The sequence below is a fragment of the Luteimonas marina genome, assembly GCF_007859325.1.
Lineage (GTDB): Bacteria > Pseudomonadota > Gammaproteobacteria > Xanthomonadales > Xanthomonadaceae > Luteimonas > Luteimonas marina.
On record NZ_VOHK01000002.1, the window covers coordinates 541,042 to 561,300 of the forward strand.

17 protein-coding genes and 1 riboswitch are annotated in these 20,259 nt (G+C 70.0%); of the genes, 8 read left to right on the top strand and 9 right to left on the bottom strand.

The features are described 5' to 3' along the window. Positions 1-165 precede the first annotated feature (165 nt). On the top strand, positions 166-711 hold the full coding sequence (locus tag FQY83_RS06435; protein ID WP_425478599.1) for a UPF0149 family protein: 546 nt from the start codon (positions 166-168) through the stop codon (positions 709-711). Further along, positions 711-2,030, top strand: a complete 1,320-nt coding sequence (locus tag FQY83_RS06440) for an aminopeptidase P N-terminal domain-containing protein (RefSeq protein ID WP_146386211.1) — start codon at positions 711-713, stop codon at positions 2,028-2,030. Before FQY83_RS06435 ends, FQY83_RS06440 begins: the two co-directional genes overlap by 1 nt. A 112-nt stretch (positions 2,031-2,142) precedes the next feature. Here the strand turns inward: FQY83_RS06440 and thrC are convergent, their stop codons facing one another. The 4 genes from thrC to FQY83_RS17895 all read right to left on the bottom strand — a co-directional run bounded on the left by thrC (position 2,143) and on the right by FQY83_RS17895 (position 7,310). Then, positions 2,143-3,429: a threonine synthase gene (gene thrC, locus FQY83_RS06445; protein WP_146386213.1), complete on the bottom strand. Its 1,287-nt coding sequence runs from the start codon at positions 3,427-3,429 to the stop codon at positions 2,143-2,145. Positions 3,430-3,602: 173 nt separating this feature from the next. Then, complete coding sequence (locus FQY83_RS06450; RefSeq protein ID WP_146386215.1) at positions 3,603-4,538, bottom strand: homoserine kinase; 936 nt, start codon at positions 4,536-4,538, stop codon at positions 3,603-3,605. Continuing rightward, positions 4,535-7,093, bottom strand: coding sequence for a bifunctional aspartate kinase/homoserine dehydrogenase I (gene thrA, locus FQY83_RS06455; protein ID WP_146386217.1), 2,559 nt, complete (start codon positions 7,091-7,093; stop codon positions 4,535-4,537). The genes FQY83_RS06450 and thrA overlap by 4 nt, the downstream gene beginning before the upstream one ends. Before the next feature lie 91 nt (positions 7,094-7,184). Continuing rightward, entirely contained in the window at positions 7,185-7,310 is a 126-nt protein-coding gene (locus FQY83_RS17895; protein ID WP_272952446.1) for a hypothetical protein, read from the bottom strand. 362 nt (positions 7,311-7,672) lie between these two features. Between FQY83_RS17895 and FQY83_RS06460 the strand changes: the two genes are divergently transcribed. From FQY83_RS06460 to FQY83_RS06480, 5 genes are all read left to right on the top strand, one after another. After that, the gene (locus FQY83_RS06460) at positions 7,673-9,514 is read left to right on the top strand and encodes an FAD-dependent oxidoreductase (RefSeq protein ID WP_146386220.1); all 1,842 of its coding nucleotides are present in this window, start codon (positions 7,673-7,675) and stop codon (positions 9,512-9,514) included. A gap of 229 nt (positions 9,515-9,743) precedes the next feature. Then, complete coding sequence (locus FQY83_RS06465) at positions 9,744-11,585, top strand: 2-oxoacid:acceptor oxidoreductase subunit alpha (RefSeq protein ID WP_146386222.1); 1,842 nt, start codon at positions 9,744-9,746, stop codon at positions 11,583-11,585. Beyond that, positions 11,582-12,637, top strand: coding sequence for a 2-oxoacid:ferredoxin oxidoreductase subunit beta (locus FQY83_RS06470; RefSeq protein WP_146386224.1), 1,056 nt, complete (start codon positions 11,582-11,584; stop codon positions 12,635-12,637). Before FQY83_RS06465 ends, FQY83_RS06470 begins: the two co-directional genes overlap by 4 nt. Positions 12,638-12,671: 34 nt before the next feature. Beyond that, positions 12,672-12,769: riboswitch (TPP riboswitch) on the top strand. Between the two features lie 144 nt (positions 12,770-12,913). Then, positions 12,914-14,791, top strand: coding sequence for a phosphomethylpyrimidine synthase ThiC (gene thiC / locus FQY83_RS06475; protein ID WP_146386226.1), 1,878 nt, complete (start codon positions 12,914-12,916; stop codon positions 14,789-14,791). A gap of 258 nt (positions 14,792-15,049) precedes the next feature. After that, a complete protein-coding gene (locus tag FQY83_RS06480; RefSeq protein WP_146386228.1) occupies positions 15,050-15,643 on the top strand; it encodes a DUF4136 domain-containing protein in 594 nt (197 codons plus the stop codon). Between the two features lie 145 nt (positions 15,644-15,788). Here FQY83_RS06480 and FQY83_RS06485 read toward each other — a convergent pair whose 3' ends face one another. From FQY83_RS06485 to FQY83_RS06500, 4 genes are read right to left on the bottom strand one after another with little or no spacing between them, the layout of a single operon-like run. Continuing rightward, positions 15,789-16,475 (bottom strand): aquaporin, encoded by a 687-nt coding sequence (locus FQY83_RS06485; RefSeq protein WP_146386230.1) that lies wholly within the window; start codon positions 16,473-16,475, stop codon positions 15,789-15,791. Between the two features lies 1 nt (position 16,476). Beyond that, positions 16,477-16,971 (bottom strand): arsenate reductase ArsC, encoded by a 495-nt coding sequence (locus FQY83_RS06490; RefSeq protein ID WP_146386232.1) that lies wholly within the window; start codon positions 16,969-16,971, stop codon positions 16,477-16,479. Further along, a complete protein-coding gene (locus tag FQY83_RS06495) occupies positions 16,971-17,450 on the bottom strand; it encodes an ArsI/CadI family heavy metal resistance metalloenzyme (protein ID WP_146386234.1) in 480 nt (159 codons plus the stop codon). Before FQY83_RS06495 ends, FQY83_RS06490 begins: the two co-directional genes overlap by 1 nt. 16 nt (positions 17,451-17,466) lie before the next feature. Further along, a complete protein-coding gene (locus tag FQY83_RS06500) occupies positions 17,467-17,787 on the bottom strand; it encodes an ArsR/SmtB family transcription factor (protein WP_146386236.1) in 321 nt (106 codons plus the stop codon). Positions 17,788-18,256: 469 nt separating this feature from the next. Here FQY83_RS06500 and rpoH point away from each other — a divergent pair, with 469 nt between their 5' ends. Further along, positions 18,257-19,147 (top strand): RNA polymerase sigma factor RpoH, encoded by an 891-nt coding sequence (gene rpoH / locus FQY83_RS06505; RefSeq protein ID WP_146386238.1) that lies wholly within the window; start codon positions 18,257-18,259, stop codon positions 19,145-19,147. Positions 19,148-19,412: 265 nt separating this feature from the next. On the opposite strand, the gene zupT is transcribed toward rpoH, so the two are convergent. Further along, complete coding sequence (gene zupT / locus FQY83_RS06510; RefSeq protein ID WP_146386240.1) at positions 19,413-20,222, bottom strand: zinc transporter ZupT; 810 nt, start codon at positions 20,220-20,222, stop codon at positions 19,413-19,415. Positions 20,223-20,259 lie beyond the last annotated feature (37 nt).

Here is a 20,259-nt window from a genome sequence, read left to right on the forward strand (position 1 = left end):
TGCGCGGCCGCTGACTGTGGCTGCCGAGTGTAGGCGGGGGCGCGGGCCGACAACAAGCGTTGCCGCACCCCGCCCACGCAGGCGACAGCATGCGATGGCGCATGGTGGCATGCGCCGGCGCGGTCGAAGTTCTAGACTTGCCGCATCCGCAGAGAGGAAACGCGCGTGTCCGCCAGCTTGCCGCCGCCGCAGGAAATCGAAGCCGCCAGCCGGGAACGCGAGCTCGGGCTCGGCGCCAGCGAACTCCATGGCGGCCTGTGCGGCTGGCTGGCCGGCGGCGGCGCGGACGGGCCCGACTGGCTCGGCAAGGTGCTGGCCGACGACGGCATCGGGCCGGTCGCGCCGGGCGACGCCTTCGACCGCCTGCGCGCGGCCACCGTCGCCCAGCTGGAGGATCGCGATTTCGGCTTCGAACTGCTGCTGCCCGACGAGGGCGCGTCGCTGTTCGTGCGCAGCGGGGCGCTGTTCGACTGGTGCCGCGGCTTCGTCGGCGCCTTCGGGCTGGCGGCCGGATCGGCGCCGCCGCTGTCGGAGGAGGGCGGCGAAGCCCTGGCCGACCTCGTCCGCCTGGCCGCGGCCGTGCCCGAGGAGGGCGGCGACGAGGAGGACGAGGCGGCGCTGGCCGAGATCGAGGAATTCGTGCGCGTGGCGGTCCTGCTGCTGCACGGCGACTGTGCGCTCGGCCCGCGCCATCGCGGACGCCTGAACTGATGCGCGCGGCGACCGGCATCCCGGCGCAGGGCTATGCCCGCCGCCGCAGGCAGCTGATGCGGATGGTCGGGGAGGACGCGATCCTGGTCCTGCCGGCCGCGCCCGAGCGCATCCGCAGCCGCGACACGCATTACCCGTACCGGCAGGATTCCGACCTGTGGTACCTCACCGGCTTCCCCGAACCCGAGGCGGTGCTGGTGCTGGTGCCGGGCCGCCGGCACGGCGAGGCGCTGCTGTTCTGCCGCGAGCGCGATCCCGAGCGCGAGGGCTGGGACGGTCCGCGCGCCGGGCCGGAGGGCGCAGTCGAGGCCTTCGGTATGGACGACGCCTACCCGATCGACGACCTCGACGAGATCCTGCCCGGCCTGCTCGAAGGCCGCACCCGCGTCTACTACCACTTCGGCCGCGACACCGAGTTCGACCTCAAGCTGATCGGCTGGCTCAACCGCGTGCGCTCGCAGGTGCGGCACGGCGCGCAGCCGCCGCACGAGTTCCTCGAACTGGGCCACCTGCTCGACGAGATGCGGCTGTTCAAGTCGCGCGACGAGCTCAAGCTGATGCGGCGCGCGGCGGGGATCAGCATGGAGGCGCACGAGGCGGCGATGCGCGCGGCGCGGCCGGGCGTCCACGAGTACGAGCTGCAGGCCGAAATCGAGCGCGTGTTCCGCGCCGCCGACGCGGAGCCCGCCTACAGCAGCATCGTCGGCGCCGGCGCCAACGCCTGCATCCTGCACTACCGCGCCAATCGCGCGCAGGCGCGCGCCGGCGACCTGGTGCTGGTCGACGCCGGCGCCGAATACCGCGGCTATGCCGCCGACATCACCCGCACCTTTCCGGTCAGCGGCCGCTTCACGCCGGAACAGCGCGCGCTGCATGATCTCGTCGGCGCGGCTCAGGCGGCGGCGCTGGCGCAGGCCCGGCCCGGCGTCGCCTACGAGGCCGGGCACAACGCCGCGGTGGACACCCTGACCGAGGGCCTGCTCCGGCTGGGCCTGCTCAAGGGCAAGCTGGAGAAGCAGGTCGCCGACGGCGGCTACAAGCGCTACTACCGGCACAAGACCGGGCACTGGCTGGGCCTGGACGTGCACGACGTCGGCGACTACCGCATCGACGGCGAATCGCGCCTGCTGGAGCCGGGCATGGTGTTCACCATCGAGCCCGGCCTCTACGTCCCGCCCGACGACACCACGGTGGCGGCGAAGTGGCGCGGCATCGGCATCCGCACCGAGGACGATGTCGTGATCACGAAGGACGGCCACGACGTGCTCACCGAAGGCCTCGCCCGCAGCGCGGACGAGATCGAAACATTCATGGCGTAGGGCGGGCCTGGGCCCGCCGAAACTGCGGAGAAGGCCATGGGGAGGCTTCCCCATAGGGCGGGCCTCGGCCCGCCGCTCGCGCGACTGGCGTTCCGGCGGGCCCAGGCCCGCCCTATGGGGCGAGGATCGCGCGCAGGGCGTCGTAGTCGTTGCCGAGCGGTTCCGACGCTGCGGAGCGCGCCAGGCACGCCGTCAGCGCCGGCGGGGGTTCGACCGTGTATCCGACCAGCGGCTCGACGATGCTCTCGAACTTCGCCGGATGCGCGGTCGCGACCACCGCCCACGGCCGCGCGTCGCCCGCGGCGCGCAGGTCTTCGAGCAGCTTGAGCCCGGTCGCGGTATGCGGGCAGGGAACGATGCCGTGCTGCGCGGGTGCGCGGCGGATGGTGTCGCGGATGGTCGCGTCGTCGACCGATCCGGCGACGAACGCGGCGCGCAGCGCGTCGTCGTTTTCATGCCAGTGGCGCAGGCGCTCGAAGTTGCTCGGCGCGCCCACGTCCATCGCATTGGCGAGGGTGGCGCGGGTGGGCTGCGCGGCGTAGTCACTGCCTGCGAAGTAGCGCGGCAAGGTGTCGTTGGCGTTGCAGGCCAGGCGAATCTCGCCCACCGGCGCGCCCATCGCGCGCGCGACGAAGGCGGCGCTGGCGTTGCCGAGGTTGCCGGTCGGGATGATGAAGTTCAGCGCCTCGCCGTGTGCGGCGCGGAAGCTCGCCGCCGCGTGGGCGTAGTAAGCGGCCTGCGGCAGCAGGCGGCCGAGGCTGATGCTGTTGGCCGAGCCCAGCGGCACCTGCGCGCGCAGCGCCTCGTCCGACAGCGCCTGCTTGGCCAGCCGCTGGCAGTCGTCGAAGCTGCCGTCGACGCGGTAGGCGGCGACGTTGTCGCCCCAGCAGCCGAGCCCGTGCGCCTGGCGCGGCGAGACCTTGCCGTCCGGATACAGGATCGCCACGCGGAAGCCGGGCCGGCGATGGAAGGCCGAGGCCACCGCCGCGCCGGTGTCGCCGGAGGTGGCGACGACGATCGTGGTCGGCGGTGCGGCCGGATCGCGCAGGCCTTCGAGCGCGCGCGCGAGGAAGCGTGCGGCGTAGTCCTTGAACGCGGCGGTGGGGCCGTGGAACAGCTCCAGTAGCTGGTCGCCGGCGCCGTCGAGCGGGCGCAGCGGCGCGTCGAAGGAGAAGGCGTCGGCGCAGATCGCGTCGAGGCGGCCGCGCAGTGCCGATCCGCCGAAGTAGGGCGCCAGCGTGCGCGTCGCCATCGCGGCGAGCGACGGCGCGGGCGTGGTGAGGTCGGCCGGCGGGAAGCGTTCGGGCACGTACAGGCCGCCGTCGGGCGCGAGGCCGGCGACGAGGGCGACGTCGATGGGGGTCGGTGGGACCTGGCCTCGGGTGCTGGTGAACTGCATGGGGGCTCGTGAATGGTGGTGGAAGTGGCTGGGTGCAGGTGCCGGCAGACCTCACTCCCGTCATCCCGGCGAAAGCCGGGATCCATTTTGACCTTGCCGTCGCCGTTCATCGAGAGCGCAACGGCACAATGGATCCCGGCTTTCGCCGGGATGACGATGAAGATGAAGGAGGACTACGTGGCGATGACCTCGGCGCACGGCGCATTGACCGGCGTGACGTAGGCGCGCGCCTCGAAGCCGGCGTCGACGAAGCCCTGCCGCATCGCCGGCGCCGCGCGCTCCGCCGCGGCGCGCGAGTCGAACCACGCGAACGCGCTCGGCCCGCCGCCGGAAATGCTGGCGCCGAGGGCGCCAAGGTCCAGCGCCGCGGCCTTGACCTGCGCGAAGCCCGGGATCAGCGGTGCGCGCCGCGGCTCCACCAGCACGTCGTGCAGACCGTCGCGGAGCAGCGCCGCGTCGCCGCGCTGCAGGCCGAGCAGGAACTGCGCCAGGTGCGCGCTCTGCTCGACCAGCGCATGCAGTGGATACGGTTCGGCCAGCACCGCGCGCGAGCGGCGCGTCTCCAGCACCTGGTCCGGGTGCACCACCACCGCGTGCAGCCAGTCGGGTGCGTCGATGCGCAGTGCGCGGGTCGCCGTCGCCAGCGCCACGCCGCCGAGCAGCATCGGCGCGACGTTGTCGCCGTGGCGGCTGCCGCTGGAAATCGCCTCGCCGTCGAGCGCGAAGTCGTACAGCGCCTCGCGCGACAGCGGCGCATCGAGCAGCGCGTTCGCGGCCACCAGCGCGGCGACGCAGGAGGCGGCCGAACCGCCGAGCCCGGAGCCCAGCGGGATGCCCTTGTCCAGTTCCAGCGCGAAGCCGTACGGCAGCGCCTGCCGCTCGCGCAGCGCGATCAGCGCGCCGCCGGCGGTGTTGCGCGCGGCCTCGAGCGGCAGCGTTTCGACGCCGGCGATGTCGCCGCGGATCGCCTCGATGCGCACCAGCGGTTCGTCGATCCGGCGCACCGTGGCGACATCGCGCGGCCCGGCGATCGCATGCCCGAGCAGGTCGAAGCCGACGCCGATGTTGCCCACGCTCGCCGGGGCGAAGGCGGTTGCGGAACTGCTCATGCGTGCACGCCGACCCCGTTGCTGAGCGAATGCGCGATCGCGAGGATATCGCCGAACACGCCGGCGGCGGTGACCTGCGGGCCGGCGCCCGGGCCCTGCACCACCAGCGGATTGCTGGCATAGCGCGTGGTGGTGAACTGCACCAGGTTGTCGGTCAGGCGGGTGTGGCGGCAGGCGTGCTCTCCGGGCAGCGCGACCACGCCCACGCGCGCACCGTTGCCGCGCGAGAGGTGGGCGATGTGGCGCAGCGCCAGCCCCTTCGCCTTCGCCGCCTCCAGCCGCGCCTGCATCGGCGCGTCGAGCTCCTCCAGCCGCGACAGGAACTCGTCGCGCGAGACCGTCTGCAGGTGCTCAGGCACCAGGCTTTCGATCGCGACGTCCTCCAGCGACAACTCCTGCCCCGCCTCGCGCGCGAGGATCACCAGCTTGCGCGCCACGTCCAGGCCCGAGAGGTCGTCGCGCGGGTCGGGCTCGGTATAGCCCAGCTCGCGCGCTTCGCGCACCAGCGCCGAGAACGGGCGGCTGCCGTCGTAGCTGTTGAACAGCCAGGCCAGCGTGCCCGAGAGCATGCCGTCGATCGCCTGCACCTCGTCGCCGGTGTCGAGCAGGGTGCGCAGGGTCTGGATCACCGGCAGGCCGGCGCCGACGGTGGCCTCGTAGCGGAACTTCGCGCCGCTGCGCTCGGCCTCGCGGATCGCGACGTAGCGCTCCCAGTCGCCGCTGCCGGCGTGCTTGCTCGGCGTGACCACGTGGATGCCGGCGGCGATCCATTCCGGGTAGCGCCGCGCGACCGCGTCACTGCCGCTGCAGTCCACGATCAGCGCGTGCGGCAGGTGCTCGGCGCGCACGTGCGCGGCGAAGGCATCGGCGTCGAAGGCCGGCGTGCTCATGTCGGCCAGGCGGTCGACCGCCTCGTCGGGGTGGATCGCGAAATGGTCCAGCGCCATGTAGCCGCTGCTGGCCACGGCGCGCAGGCGCAGGTCGACCTGCGAGCTGGCGCGCAGCTTCGGCAGCACCGTCGCCATCTGCGACAGCAGCGCGCGCCCGACCTGGCCGGGGCCGATCAGGCCGATCGACACCGTCTGCGGCGACAGCCAGAACGCCGAATGCGCCGCGCGCAGGGCGCGGGTGGCGTCGGCGTCGGCGATCGCGACCGAGATGTTGCGCTCGCTCGCGCCCTGCGCGATCGCGCGGATGTTCACCCGCGCCTGCGCCAGCGCGGCGAACAGGCGCGCCGACACGCCGGGGATGCCGACCATGCCGTCGCCGACCGCGGCGAGGATCGCGATGCCCGGGGTGACGGTCACCGCCTGCGTGCGCGCGTCGGCCATCGCGTCGGCGAACGCCGCCTCCACCGCGGCGCGCGCGCGCTCGACCTGGCTGGCGCGCACCACGCAGCAGATCGAGTGCTCGGACGATCCCTGCGAGATCATCGTCACCGACACCCCGGCGCGGTGCAGCGCGGCGAACAGCTTCTCGGCGGTGCCGGGCACGCCGACCATGCCGTTGCCGACCAGCTCCAGCACCGCCATGTCGCGGACGATGGTCAGCCCCTTCACCGGCGAGAGTTCGGCATCGCCGTCCGGGTTGCGGGCGAGGATCCAGGTGCCGGGCGCGGCGGGATTGAGCGTGTTGCGGATGCACAGCGGGATGTCGCGCGACTGCACCGGCGCCATCGTCTGCGGGTGCAGCACCTTGGCGCCGAAGTAGGCCAGTTCGCAGGCCTCGGCGTAGGACATCGTCGGCAGCACCGTCGCGTCGGGCACCAGCCGCGGATCGGCCGAGAGCACGCCGTCGACGTCGGTCCAGATCAGCAGCTCGTCGGCGTCGAACAGGTTGGCGAAGATCGCCGCGGAATAGTCGCTGCCGTTGCGGCCGAGCGTGGTGCTGCGGCCATCGCGGTCGCGCGCGATGAAGCCGGTGATCACCACGCCCGCCGGCCGCTGGCGCGCACGCCAGTCGGCGAATTTCTCGCGCGAGGCCTCCCAGTCCACGCCCACGCCCATCTCGCCCGGATGCACGACCAGCACCTCGCGCGCGTCGAGTCGCTGCCAGCCGCCGGATTCGCCGCCGAGCGCGGCCTGCGCCAGGCGCGAGGATGCGAGTTCGCCCAGGCCGTGCACCTGCGCGACCAGCGGCGCGCTGTCGCCGCCGGCCGCGGCCAGCGCCAGCAGGTCGTCGCGCAGGCCGTCGAAGTCGCGCGCGATCGCGTCGCGCAGGCCGTGGCCGGCGTCGGGATCGATGGCGTCGGCGGTGAGCAGGTGGCGCTCGCGCAGCGCGTTCCAGTCCGCGCTCCAGTCCTGTCCGGACGCGGCCTGCTCGGCCATCGCCACCAGCGCGTTGGTGGTGCCGGCCATCGCCGAGACCACGACCGCGCGCACCTGCGCGCCGTCGTCGACCAGCGGCGCCAGCGCCTGGATGCGCGCGGCATCGGCGACGCTGCTGCCGCCGAACTTGTGCACGCGGGTGGAGCCGGCCGGGGCGATCGCCGCGAGCACGGAGGTGGCGGCGGAGGAAACGGCGTCACCGAGGACCTGGGATGGCGCGGACGACATGTTGGGGAAGCTCCGGTTGGGGCTCCGCGTCCGGTCGAGGTGGGAGGCCGTGCGGCCCGCACCCGGATCGGGTGCGGAGCGGCGTGATCGATCAGTCCTGCACGCGCGTCCGCACCCCGGCCCGAATGGTGCCGGTGGTGGTAATCGTCGCAATCGCAACCGTCTGCACGTGCGGTGCATCGATGCGGAAGGCGGCAATGGCGTGGACGTTCGACATGGGGCGCCATGAATACCGGACGATGGTGCGGCGCGTCAAGCGTCGGCGTGGGTTGCATCGGCAACCATCCTCATCGCGGCGCAAAGGTGTGCGGAGAACGGCAACGGGCAAACATAAAGCCTGTCATTTCGACCGCAGGGAGAAATCTGCTTCCTGCGTTCCGGAGGGGAGATTTCTCCCTGCGGTCGAAATGACAGGGGCATGGGCGCGGACAGGGGTGACGGCACCGGCACGGACGAGGGATGGGCGGCCGGTTCCGGCGCCCTGCGCCGGCCCGATTGTGACGATGCGCGGAATTCGTCCTATGCTCGGCCCCGCGAGCGACCGCCGGCGCGACCGGCCAGCCAGCCACAGGGGACGCTGTGAAGCCGACCGACATCCGCAATCCCGACACCTTCCACAAGGTCGTCGACTGCCAGTGGGCCTGTCCCGCGCACACCCCGGTTCCCGAATACATCCGCCTGATCGCCGCCGGCCGCTACGCCGACGCCTACATGGTGAACTGGCGCAGCAACGTCTTCCCCGGGATCCTCGGCCGCACCTGCGACCGGCCCTGCGAGCCCGCCTGCCGCCGCGGCCGGGTGGAGGAGAACAACGGCCCGCCGTCGATGCGCGACAAGCCCGAGCCGGTGGCGATCTGCCGGCTCAAGCGCGTGGCCGCCGACCACAAGGGCGACGTCGGTGCGCGCATGCCGAAGCCGCCCGCGCAAGGCAACGGCCGCCGCATCGCCTGCGTCGGCGCCGGGCCGTCGTCTCTGACCGTGGCCCGCGACCTCGCGCCGCTGGGCTACGCCGTCACCGTGTTCGAGGCCGATCCCAAGGCCGGCGGCTTCATGCGCACCCAGGTGCCGCGCTTCCGCCTGCCCGAGGCGGTGATCGACGAGGAGACCGGCTACATCCTCGACATCGGCGTGGAATTCGTCGGCGACACGCGGGTCGAATCGATGCGCGCGCTGCTCGAACAGGGATACGACGCGGTCTTCGTCGGCAGCGGCGCGCCGCGCGGGCGCGACCTCGACCTGCCGGGGCGGAAAGAGTGCGCGGCCAGCATCCACGTCGGCCTCGACTGGCTGGCCAACGTCTACTTCGGCCACGTCACCCGCGTCGGTCGTCGGGTGCTGGTGCTCGGCGGCGGCAACACCGCGATGGACTGCTGCCGCTCGGCGCGGCGGCTGGGCGGGGAAGAAGTCACCGTCGTCGTTCGCTCGGGCTTCGACGAGATGAAGGCCAGCCCCTGGGAGAAGGAGGACGCGATGCACGAGGGCATCCCGATCCTCGACTTCCGCGTGCCCAAGGCCTTCGAACACGCCAGCGGCCGCCTGACCGGCATGCGCTTCGAGCGCGTGCGCGCCGAGTACGACGAGCGCGGGCGCCGCAGGCTGGTGCCGACCGGCGAGCCCGACGAGGTGATTCCCTGCGACGAGGTGCTGATCGCGGTCGGCCAGGAGAACGCCTTCCCCTGGATCGAGCGCGACCTCGGCATCGACTTCGACGAGTGGGGCATGCCGGTGGTCGACAAGGTCACCCACCAGTCGACCCTGCCGAAGGTGCTGTTCGGCGGCGACGCCGCCTTCGGACCGAAGAACATCATCTGGGCGGTGGCCCACGGCCATGCCGCGGCGATCTCGATCGACCGCCTGCTCGAAGGCGCCGATCCGAAGGACCGCCCCGCGCCCGGCGTCACCCTGGAGTCGCAGAAGATGGGCATCCACGAGTGGCGCTACGACAACGCGGTCTCGCCCGACGAGCGCTTCGCGGTGCCGTGGTCGGAGGCGGCGAAGAAGCTCGACAGCATGGACGTCGAGGTCGAGCTCGGCTTCGACGCCGCCACCGCCTGGAAGGAGACCCAGCGTTGCCTCAACTGCGACGTGCAGACGGTCTTCGCCCGCGACAAGTGCATCGAATGCGACGCCTGCGTCGACATCTGCCCGACCGACTGCATCAGCTTCACCGCCAACGGCGACGAGGCCGAACTGCGCACCCGGCTGACCGCGCCGGCGCTCAACGCCGGGCAGCCGCTGTACGTCTCCGAACCGCTGAAGACGACGCGGGTGATGGTCAAGGACGAGGACGTCTGCCTGCACTGCGGCCTTTGCGCCGAGCGCTGTCCCACCGGCGCCTGGGACATGCAGAAGTTCCTGCTGCAGGAGACGTACGCCGGCGGCTGCGGCTGCGGCGAGGCGGCGTCGAAGGAGGCGGCATGACTCCGGGAACCACGGAATGCCCCCCGGTCGTCATCCCGGCGCAAGCCGGGATCCATTTTGATTTCCTGCCGGGAGCGAAAGGAGCAAGATCAAGATGGATGACTCGCTGCGCTCGCCCTCCGGGCCATTCGCCGTGGCGAATGTTCGCTTCGGCCTCCGGCCTGCGCAGTCCTGCTTTCGCAGGAATGACGGCAAGTGCAAGCATGGCGACGGGCAAAGGGGGCGCCGCATGACCCCCGCCCACGCGCCACTGCAGTCGGTCAATGATTTCGTCGTCAAGTTCGCCAACGTCAACGGCTCGGGCTCGGCCTCGGCCAACGAACTGTTCGCCAAGGCGATCCTGCGCATGGGCGTGCCGGTCAGCCCGCGCAACATCTTCCCGTCGAACATCCAGGGCCTGCCGACCTGGTACGAGGTGCGGGTGAGCGAGGCCGGCTGGCTGGGCCGGCGCGGCGGCGTCGACCTGATGGTGGCGATGAACCCGCAGACCTGGGATGCCGACGTCGCCGAGATCGAACCGGGCGGCTACCTGTTCCACGACAGCAGCAAGCCGGTCCCGCGCGCGCGCCTGCGCGACGACATCACCGTGATCGGCGTGCCGCTGACCGAACTCTGCAACGCCGCCTGGGACGATCCGCGCCAGCGCCAGCTGTTCAAGAACATCATGTACGTCGGCGCGCTGGCGGCCCTGCTGGACATCGACATGGGCGCGGTCGAGACCCTGGTCGGCGAGCAGTACAAGGCCAAGCCGAAGCTGCAGGCGCCGAACGTCGAGGCCCTGCACCTGGGGCGCGACTGGGTGGCGGCCCACCTGCCGCATCCCATCGGCCTGCGCGTGCAGGCCGCGGACGCGGTCGGCGACCGGATCTTCGTCGACGGCAACGATGCGGCCGCGCTCGGCTGCGTCTACGGCGGCGCCACGGTCTGCGCCTGGTATCCGATCACCCCCTCGTCCTCGCTGGCCGAAGGCTTCGACAGGTACTGCCGCAGGTTTCGTGTCGATGCCGACGGCAAGGCGCGCCATGCCATCCTCCAGGCCGAGGACGAGATCGCCTCGATCGGCATGGTGGTCGGCGCCGGCTGGAACGGCGCGCGCGCCTTCACCACCACCTCGGGCCCGGGCGTGTCGCTGATGAACGAATTCATCGGCCTGGCCTACTTCGCCGAGATCCCGGTGACCATCATCGACGTGCAGCGCGGCGGCCCGTCCACCGGCATGCCCACGCGCACCCAGCAGTCCGACGTGCTCGCCTGCGCCTTCGCCTCGCACGGCGACACCAGGCACGTGCTGCTGCTGCCCGAGGATCCGCGCGAGTGCTTCGACTTCTCGGCCGCGGCGCTCGACCTCGCCGACCGGCTGCAGACGCCGGTGTTCGTGCTCACCGACCTCGACATCGGCATGAACCAGCGCCTGTGCGCGCCGTTCGAATGGGACGATGCGCGCGGCTACGACCGCGGCAAGGTGATGAGCGCCGAAGACCTGGAGTCGGGTCGCGAGTTCGCCCGCTACAAGGACGTCGACGGCGACGGCATCCCGTGGCGGACCTGGCCGGGGACGCATCCGGACAAGGGCGCGTACTTCACCCGCGGCACCTCGCGCAATCCGCAGGCGCAGTATTCCGAGCGCGGCCCGGACTACGTCTACAACATGCAGCGCCTGCTGCAGAAGTTCGACACCGCGAAGTCGCTGGTGCCGCAGCCGGTGCTGGCGCCGGCCGGACTGCCCACGCGCTTCGGCGCGATCTTCTACGGCTCGACCAGCCCGGCGATGGCCGAGGCGGTCGAACAGCTGCGCGAGGCCGGCGTGGCGCTGGACACGCTGCGCGTGCGCGCGTATCCGTTCCCGGATTCCGTGCGCGCGTTCATCGACGGCCACGAACAGGTGTTCGTGGTCGAACAGAACCGCGACGGCCAGCTGCGGCTGCTGCTGGTCGACGCCTTCGGCACCGATCCCGCGCGCCTGATCGCGCTGCTGCACTACGACGGCACCCCGATCACCGCGCGCTTCATCAGCGGCGCGATCCTTGAGCACCTGCAGCCGCATGCGCGGCGGAAGGAGAAGGTGGCATGACCTGGCTCGCCAAGCCCCGCCTCCACCATCCGACCCTGCCCTGCAACGCCATCGGCTTCACCCGCCGCGACTACGAGGGCAAGATCAGCACCCTGTGCGCCGGCTGCGGCCACGACTCGATCTCCGCGGCGATCATCCAGGCCTGCTGGGAGCTCGACATCCAGCCGCACCGCATCGCCAAGCTCTCGGGCATCGGCTGCAGCTCGAAGACGCCGGACTACTTCCTCGGCCAGTCGCACGGCTTCAACACCGTGCACGGGCGCATGCCCTCGGTGCTGACCGGCGCCAACCTCGCCAACCGTTTGCTGACCTACCTCGGCGTCTCCGGCGACGGCGACTCGGCGTCCATCGGCATCGGCCAGTTCGTGCACGCCATCCGCCGCGGCGTGGACATGACCTACATCGTCGAGAACAACGGCGTCTACGGCCTGACCAAGGGCCAGTTCTCGGCCACCGCCGACCAGGGCTCGGTGTCGAAGAAGGGCGTGGCCAACGCCGACAGCCCGCTGGACATGGTGACGATGGCGCTGCAGCTGGGCGCCAGCTACGTCGGCCGCGGCTTCTCCGGCGACAAGCGGCAGTTGGTGCCGCTGATCAAGGGCGCGCTGTCGCACCGGGGCGCGGCCTTCCTCGACGTGATCAGCCCCTGCGTGGCCTTCAACAACCACGCTGGCAGCACCAGGAGCTACGACCACGTGCGCGAACACAACGAGGCGGTCAACCGCCTGGACGTGATGACGCCGCGGGCGGCGATCGAACTGGAGCAGGCGCCCGGCAGCACCATCGACGTGCCCCAGCACGACGGCAGCGTGCTGCGCCTGCACAAGCTCGACGCCGGCTACGACCCGCGCGACCGGATCGCCGCGCTGAACCTGATCCAGCAGCGCCACGCGCGCGGCGAGCTGGCGACCGGACTGCTGTTCGTGGACCCCGCCGCGGACGACCTCCACGGCCACCTCCGCACCGTGGACACGCCGCTGAACGCGCTCGGGCCCGCCGAGCTGTGCCCGGGGGCGGCGGCGCTGGCGAAGATCAACGCCGCCCTGCGCTGAGGCTGGCCCGAAGGCCCGCCGCATGGTCAAATGACGCCCGAAGCGGGGGTACCGCGCCACGGCGCGGTTGAGACAGACCCTTCGAACCTGATCCGGGTGATGCCGGCGTAGGGAAGCTTCGCAGGACGCGCCGTATCGCCCAGCCGTTCCGGGCCCGCAATCCGACCGTCCCGCGCCTTCGCTTCGTTCGTGGCCTGCGAATCCCTCGCGGGCCTGATGCGAATCCCTCGCAAGAGACCGCACATCCATGTGCGGGGATTCAAAAGGACGATGCCGATGAACGCCGTTCCCGCCTCGCTGGTCCAGCAGACCGAGCAACTTTCCGAATCCGTCACCCGGCCGATCCCGGGGTCGCGCAAGATCTTCGTCGAAGGCTCGCGCCCCGACCTGCGCGTGCCGATGCGCGAGATCGCGCTGACGAAGACGCCGACCCTGTTCGGCGGCGAGGACAACCCGCCGGTCACGGTCTACGACACTTCCGGGCCGTACACCGATCCCGAGGCGCGCATCGACCTGTCGGCCGGCCTGCCGCCGCTGCGCGCGCGCTGGATCGAAGAACGCGGCGACACCCAGGCGCTGGACGCGCTGAGCTCCGAGTTCGGTCGCGCGCGCGAGGCCAATACCAGGCTCGACGCGGTGCGCTTCCCGTCGCGCCTGCTGCCCCGTCGCGCGAAGGCCGGCACCAACGTCACCCAGATGCACTACGCGCGCCGCGGCATCGTCACGCCCGAGATGGAGTTCGTCGCCATCCGCGAGAACCAGCGCCTGGAACTGGTGCGCGACGACATGCTGCGCAGCCAGCATCCCGGCGAAGCCTTCGGCGCGAGCATCCAGAAGGTCATCACCCCGGAGTTCGTGCGCGACGAGATCGCCCGCGGCCGCGCGATCCTGCCCAACAACATCAACCACCCCGAGAGCGAGCCGATGATCATCGGCCGCAACTTCCTCACCAAGATCAACGCCAACATCGGCAACTCGGCCGTGAGTTCGGGCATCGCCGAGGAAGTGGAAAAGCTGGTCTGGTCGATCCGCTGGGGCGGCGACACGGTGATGGACCTGTCCACCGGCAAGCACATCCACGAGACCCGCGAGTGGATCATCCGCAACTCGCCGGTGCCGATCGGCACCGTGCCGATCTACCAGGCGCTGGAGAAGGTCGACGGCCGCGCCGAGGAGCTGACCTGGGAGATCTTCCGCGACACCCTGATCGAGCAGGCCGAGCAGGGCGTGGACTACTTCACCATTCATGCCGGCGTGCTGCTGCGCTACGTGCCGCTGACGGCCAAGCGCGTGACCGGCATCGTCTCGCGCGGCGGCAGCATCCTCGCCAAGTGGTGCCTCGCGCACCACAGGGAGAATTTCCTCTACACCCACTTCGAGGACATCTGCGAGATCATGAAGGCCTACGACGTGGCCTTCTCGCTCGGCGACGGCCTGCGCCCGGGCTGTATTGCGGATGCCAACGACGCCGCCCAGTTCGGCGAACTCGAAACGCTGGGCGAACTGACGAAGATCGCCTGGAAGCACGACGTCCAGACCATGATCGAAGGCCCCGGCCACGTGCCGATGCAGCTGATCAAGGAGAACATGGACAAGCAGCTCGCCGAATGCGGCGAGGCGCCGTTCTACACCCTCGGCCCGCTGACCACCGACATCGCGCCGGGCTACGACCACATCACCAGCGCGATCGGCGCGGCGATGATCGGCTGGTTCGGCACCGCCATGCTCTGCTACGTCACGCCCAAGGAGCACCTCGGCCTGCCCAACCGGCAGGACGTGCGCGACGGGATCATGGCCTACAGGATCGCCGCGCACGCCGCGGATCTCGCCAAGGGCCACCCGGGCGCCCAGGTGCGCGACAACGCGCTGTCCAAGGCGCGCTTCGAGTTTCGCTGGGAGGACCAGTTCCACCTCGGCCTGGATCCGGAGAAGGCCAAGGAATTCCACGACGAGACCCTGCCCAAGGACGCGCACAAGCTCGCCCACTTCTGCTCGATGTGCGGCCCGCACTTCTGCTCGATGAAGATCACCCAGGACGTGCGCGACTACGCCGCCGGGCACGGCGTGGACGAGGCGCAGGCGCTGGAGGCCGGGATGGCGGAGAAGTCCGCCGAATTCCGCGGGCAGGGCGCGCAGGTCTACCGGCGGGGATGACCTGCGCGGCGGCAGGAAAAGGGTTCTTCTCCCAATCAAGGGAACAGCCCGGAGCAACGCCGTCATTTCGACCGCAGGGAGAAATCTTCTCCCCGCGCGCCGGAGACGGGATTTCTCCCTGCGGTCGAAATGACAATTTTCTGCGTGCAAGCGCCGTTCGTCCGCCGCCGGATGCCGCCGACGGCCGCGGAGGGGAGTATTCATCCGGCGTAGCGCCGCGCGTGCTAGCGTCCGCGGGACCGACAGGAGGGAATGGCCATGACCACGTTTCGCGCCGCAGCATGGATCTTCGGGCTGGCGACGGCCGCCCTGCTGGCCGCCTGCGCCACCGGTCCGCGCATCACCACCGAGGCCGATCCGGAAGCGGATTTCGCCCGCTACCGCAGCTTCGGCTTCTACGCGCCGCTGGCGATCGAGAAGGAAGGCTACAGCTCCGCGGCCAGCGAGCGGATGAAGGCCGCGGCCCGCGCGCAGATGGAGTCGCGCGGCTACGTGTTCACCACCGACCAGCCGGACCTGTGGCTGAACATCAATGCCTACACCCAGCAGCGCACCGACGTCAGCACCATGCCGAGCGTCGACTACGCCTACTACTACAGCTATCGCGCCCGCGGCTACTACGTGGTGCCGTACTGGCGCGACCGCACCGACGTCTACCGCTACACCGAGGGCACGCTGAACGTCGACCTGGTCGACGCCGCGCGCAACCGGCTGGTGTGGGAAGGCATCGCCGTCGGCCGCGTGACCAAGCACAAGACCCCGGCCGACCGCGACGCGCGCATCGACAGCACCATGGCCGAGATCTTCGCGCAGTATCCCTACAGCGCCGGTTCGGTGCCTGCGCCGCGGTAGGCGGATACGGATGGGCGGCGGCGCCCTTGCGGGGCTGCCTCCATTCCAGTCCTCCTCCGCAAGCTGAGAGAGGCCATTAAGGCAGTGGCTGCCTGCTCTCGCGCAGTCCTTCATCGGTTCCACATTCTGGCCGCCCCCTTTTGATTCAGGGGGGTGATGGATCCGGGGCTTCGGTCGGAGCCATCGTGAAGATCAAGCGGCCGGCCACGCACGCTGCCGTCGCCGCGACAAGCTGTGCAGCAATGAACCAGGGCACGTCCGTGATCCGGATGCCGGAAAAGCTGTCGGTGAGGGCACGTGCGATGGACACCGCCGGATTGGCGAACGACGTCGAGGCCGTGAACCAGTAGGCGGCGGCGATGTAGGCGCCGACCGCCAGTGCGGTCGCCGGCACGCCGTGACGCGATGCACCGAAGACGACCAGCACCAGGCCGAAGGTCGCCACGAACTCACTCCAGACCAGCGCGCTACCTTCGCGCGCCTGTTCGGACATCGAGAACAAGGGCAGGTCGAACATGGCGTGCGCCGCCGCCACGCCTGCCATCGCGCCGACCACCTGCGCGCCGACGTAGCCGGCTGCTTCGCCCATCCCGAGTGTCCTGCGCAACATCATGGCGATGGTGACGGCCGGATTGAAATGCGCACCGGACACGTTGGCGAACACCACGATCAGCGCGAACAGGACTGCGCCGGTGGCGATCGCGTTGGCGAGCAGTGCCAGCGCGACATTTCCGCCCGCCAGACGTTCGGCCATGATCCCGGAGCCGACGACTGCCGCCAGCAGGAACGCAGTTCCCAGCGCTTCGGCGGCCGTGCGGCGCAGCAGCGGCACGTCAGGACTCGCCGATCGCGCGGACTTCCCTCTGCAGCGACAGCCGGTCGAGCTTGTCGTGGGGCAGGCTCAGGAACAGGCGCAGGCGGCGCGCGATGGCCTGCGCCGTCCTGGCGAAGACGGCGCGCTTCGTCTCGTCGCCGCCCTCGGCCCTGGCTGGATCGGGGAATCCCCAGTGCGCGGTCATCGGCGAACCCGGCCAGAACGGACAGGCCTCGCCGGCCGCGCTGTCGCAGACGGTGATGATGAAATCCATCTTCGGTGCATCCGGCGCGGCGAACACGTCCCAGCTCTTGCTGGAGAACCCTGCCGTCCCGCAGCCGAGGTTCTGGAGCGTTTCCAGCGCGAACGGATTGACCTGCCCGGTGGGCTGGCTGCCGGCGCTGTAACCCTTGAAGCGACCACCGGACAGCTGGTTCACCAGGCCTTCGGCCAGGATGCTGCGGGCGCTGTTGCCGGTGCACAGGAACAGGATGTTGTAGGGAGGGCTGGCCATCAGCAGCAGCCCGACGCGGCGCTGCCGCAGGAGGCAGCCTTTGCGTTCCCGGTCGGACGAGCGGGTGCGCAGCACGCTTCATCGGAGACGTCACCGCTGCGGCCGCGGCCATGGACGGGAATATCGCCCATGGTGTGGAAGGCTTCCCAGACCACGCCCTGTGGATCTTCCAGCCAGTGCTTGTCCGAACGCGCGTAGCAGCAGTTCGCGCCGGCCTCGGGTTCGCTGGACAGTCCGGCGATGCGGGCACGTTCCTCGATCTCGGACAATTCATCCGCACTCTCGACCTGGATGCCGAGATGGTTGACGCCAACGGCATCGGCGCGCGTCGAGATGGCGAAGTTCACGCGCGGGTCTTCGAGCATCCACTTGGCGTAGTCGTCCTTCTCGACGCTCGGCGGCGCGGCGAACAGGCCGGAGTAGAACCGGATGCTCTCCGGCAGGTTCCTGACCGAGACGTGGACGTGCAGGCGTTTCATGGCAGGGCTCCTCGGGCTACTTGGCGCATGCGGTGGCGGAGGCTTCGCACGGCGTACCGGCGCAGCAGTTCTCGGTCAGGAAGGACAGCAGCTTGTCCATCGCCGGGTAGTTGGCCGAATAGATGACGAAGCGACCGTCCTGCCGCGAGAGGGTCAGGCCCGCGTTGGTGAGTTCCTTCAAATGGAAGGAAAGCGTCGCGGGACTGATGTCAAGCCGGTCGGCGATCCGGCCGGCGGGCAGCCCGTCCGGTCCCTGCTGCACCAGCAGGCGGAACACGGCCAGACGGGTTTCCTGGGAAAGGGCACCCAGCAGCGCCACGGCATCGGCGTTTTTCATATTTCGATATTATTGGAAATATCTAATTGATGCAACGGGCCTCGCCAGCCCCGGTCGCAGTCGTTCTGTCTTCCGGGGGCGGGAAAGGACGGCTGGCGCCGCCGCCATCCGCTCCTTGCGACCCGGACGCTGCTTCCGACGGGCCGGTTCCCCGGCCTGTTTCCGTTGGAAAGTCCGGCCTTGGCGAGGCCGGAGCGGCCGGACCGGTGGTCGAACGCGATACCAGCGGGAGGGCCGGAGGCGTCCATGCGCTCGGCAGCCAGCCCGCAGGTCTACGGAAATGGTTATAAAATATTGTTTTTATTGAAATTTCAGGTTCATGTTTTCGCGCTGGCTTGGTTTCTGGCTTTGCCGACACGATGAAGTGCTCTGGACGCCGCTGCCGACCGTTCCCCGTTCCATCAGCGCAACGCTGGGGAACTTTCCCGTTCCTTAGCAGTCACACATGCCGACTGCTAAACTCGTGAGCATGAAGACCCCCATGACCCAAGCCCTCGTTGCCAACAACCTGCCGGTTCCCGCCTTCACCGGGCTGACCCCGGTCGGTTCGCTGGAGGCCTACATCGGCGCGGTCCACCAGATCCCGGTGCTGTCGGTCGAGGACGAACAGGACCTCGCGCGGCGCTTCCGCGACCACGAGGACCTCGACGCCGCGCGCGAGCTGGTGCATTCGCACCTGCGCTTCGTCGTGCACGTCGCCCGCGGCTACAGCGGCTACGGCCTGCAACTGGGCGACCTGATCCAGGAAGGCAACATCGGCCTGATGAAGGCCGTCAAGCGCTTCGACCCCGAGGTCGGCGTGCGCCTGGTCAGCTTCGCGGTGCACTGGATCCGCGCCGAGATGCACGAGTTCATCCTCAAGAACTGGCGCATCGTCAAGGTCGCCACGACCAAGGCGCAGCGCAAGCTGTTCTTCAACCTGCGCAAGAGCAAGACCCGCCTGGGCTGGCTCAACGCGGCGGAAGTCAGCGCGGTGGCGAAGGACCTCAACGTGTCCGAGCGCGAGGTGCTGGAGATGGAGTCGCGCCTGTCGGGCCGCGACATCGGCTTCGACGCGCCGAGCGACGAGGACGACGACCACGCGCCGCCGTCGCCGGCCGCCTACCTCGTCGCCCGCGACGAGGATCCGGCGCAGGCCTACGAGCGCCGCGACAGCGAGGCCGACCAGCTCGAGCTGCTGCGCGAGGGCATGGCGAGGCTGGACGCGCGCTCGCGCGACATCATCCGGCGCCGCTGGCTCGATGCCGACAGCAAGGTCACGCTGCAGGAGCTGGCCGACGAGTACGGCGTCTCGGCCGAGCGCATCCGCCAGGTCGAGGCCAATGCGCTGAAGAAGATGAAGGCGCTGTTCGCGGCCTGATCGGCGTAGTCGCCGGAAGAGGAAGAGGCAACGGCCCGCGCAAGCGGGCCGTTTGCGTTCGTGCCGTCATCGTGGCTTGGTTCGATCCACCGCAGCTCGTCATCCCGGCGAAAGCCGGGATCCATTTTGCCTTTGTCGTTTGCTGTTGCCGTCGAAGGGCAAGATCAAGATGGATCCCGGCTTTCGCCGGGATGACGGTGAGGGGGATGACGGCTGAAAGGATGGCGACTGATGGAGATGGTAGCCGAGGGAGCCGGGGAAGCCCCTACCACTTGAACAGCACCAGACTGATCGCCAGCGCGCCCATGCCGGTGACCAGGCCGTACACGGTTTCGTGGCCCTTGGCGTAGCGCTTGGCGGCCGGCAGCAGTTCGTCCAGGGCGAGGAACACCATCACCCCGGCGATGACGCCGAACACGGCGCCGAACACCGCCTCCGACAGGAACGGGCGCAGCAGCACGTAGCCGATGATCGCGCCGACCGGTTCGGCCAGGCCCGACAGCAGGCAGGCGATGAACGCATAGACCTTGTTGTTGGTGGCGAAGTACACCGGCACCGCGATCGCGATGCCCTCGGGGATGTTGTGGATCGCGATCGCGAACGCCAGCGGCATGCCGACGCCGGGATCGCCGAGGGTGGCGAAGAACGTCGCCAGGCCTTCGGGAAAGTTGTGCGCGGTGATCGCGATCGCGGTCAGCAGGCCGACGCGCTTGATGTAGTCGCGGTTGTGCTGGCGGAAGTAGGGATCGTCCACCTCCAGTCGTTCGTGCGGATTGGGCACCAGCCGGTCGATGGTGACGATCAGCAGCACGCCGGCCAGGAACGACAGCGTGCCCCAGGTGAAGCCGAGCTTGTCGCCGTAGGCCAGGGTGAACGAGGCGATCGACTTGTTGAGGATCTCGGCCAGCGACACGTAGACCATCGCGCCGCCGGCGAAGGCGAGGCCGAACGCGAGCAGGCGTGCATTCGGCTTCTTCGACGCGAACACCAGCAGGCTGCCGAAGCCGGTGGCCAGTCCCGCGCCCGTGGTCACGAGGAGGGCGATCAGCCAGTTCTGCGTCGGGATGTCGGTCATGCGGGGCGCGTTCCGGGGGACGCGCCATCCTAGCCGA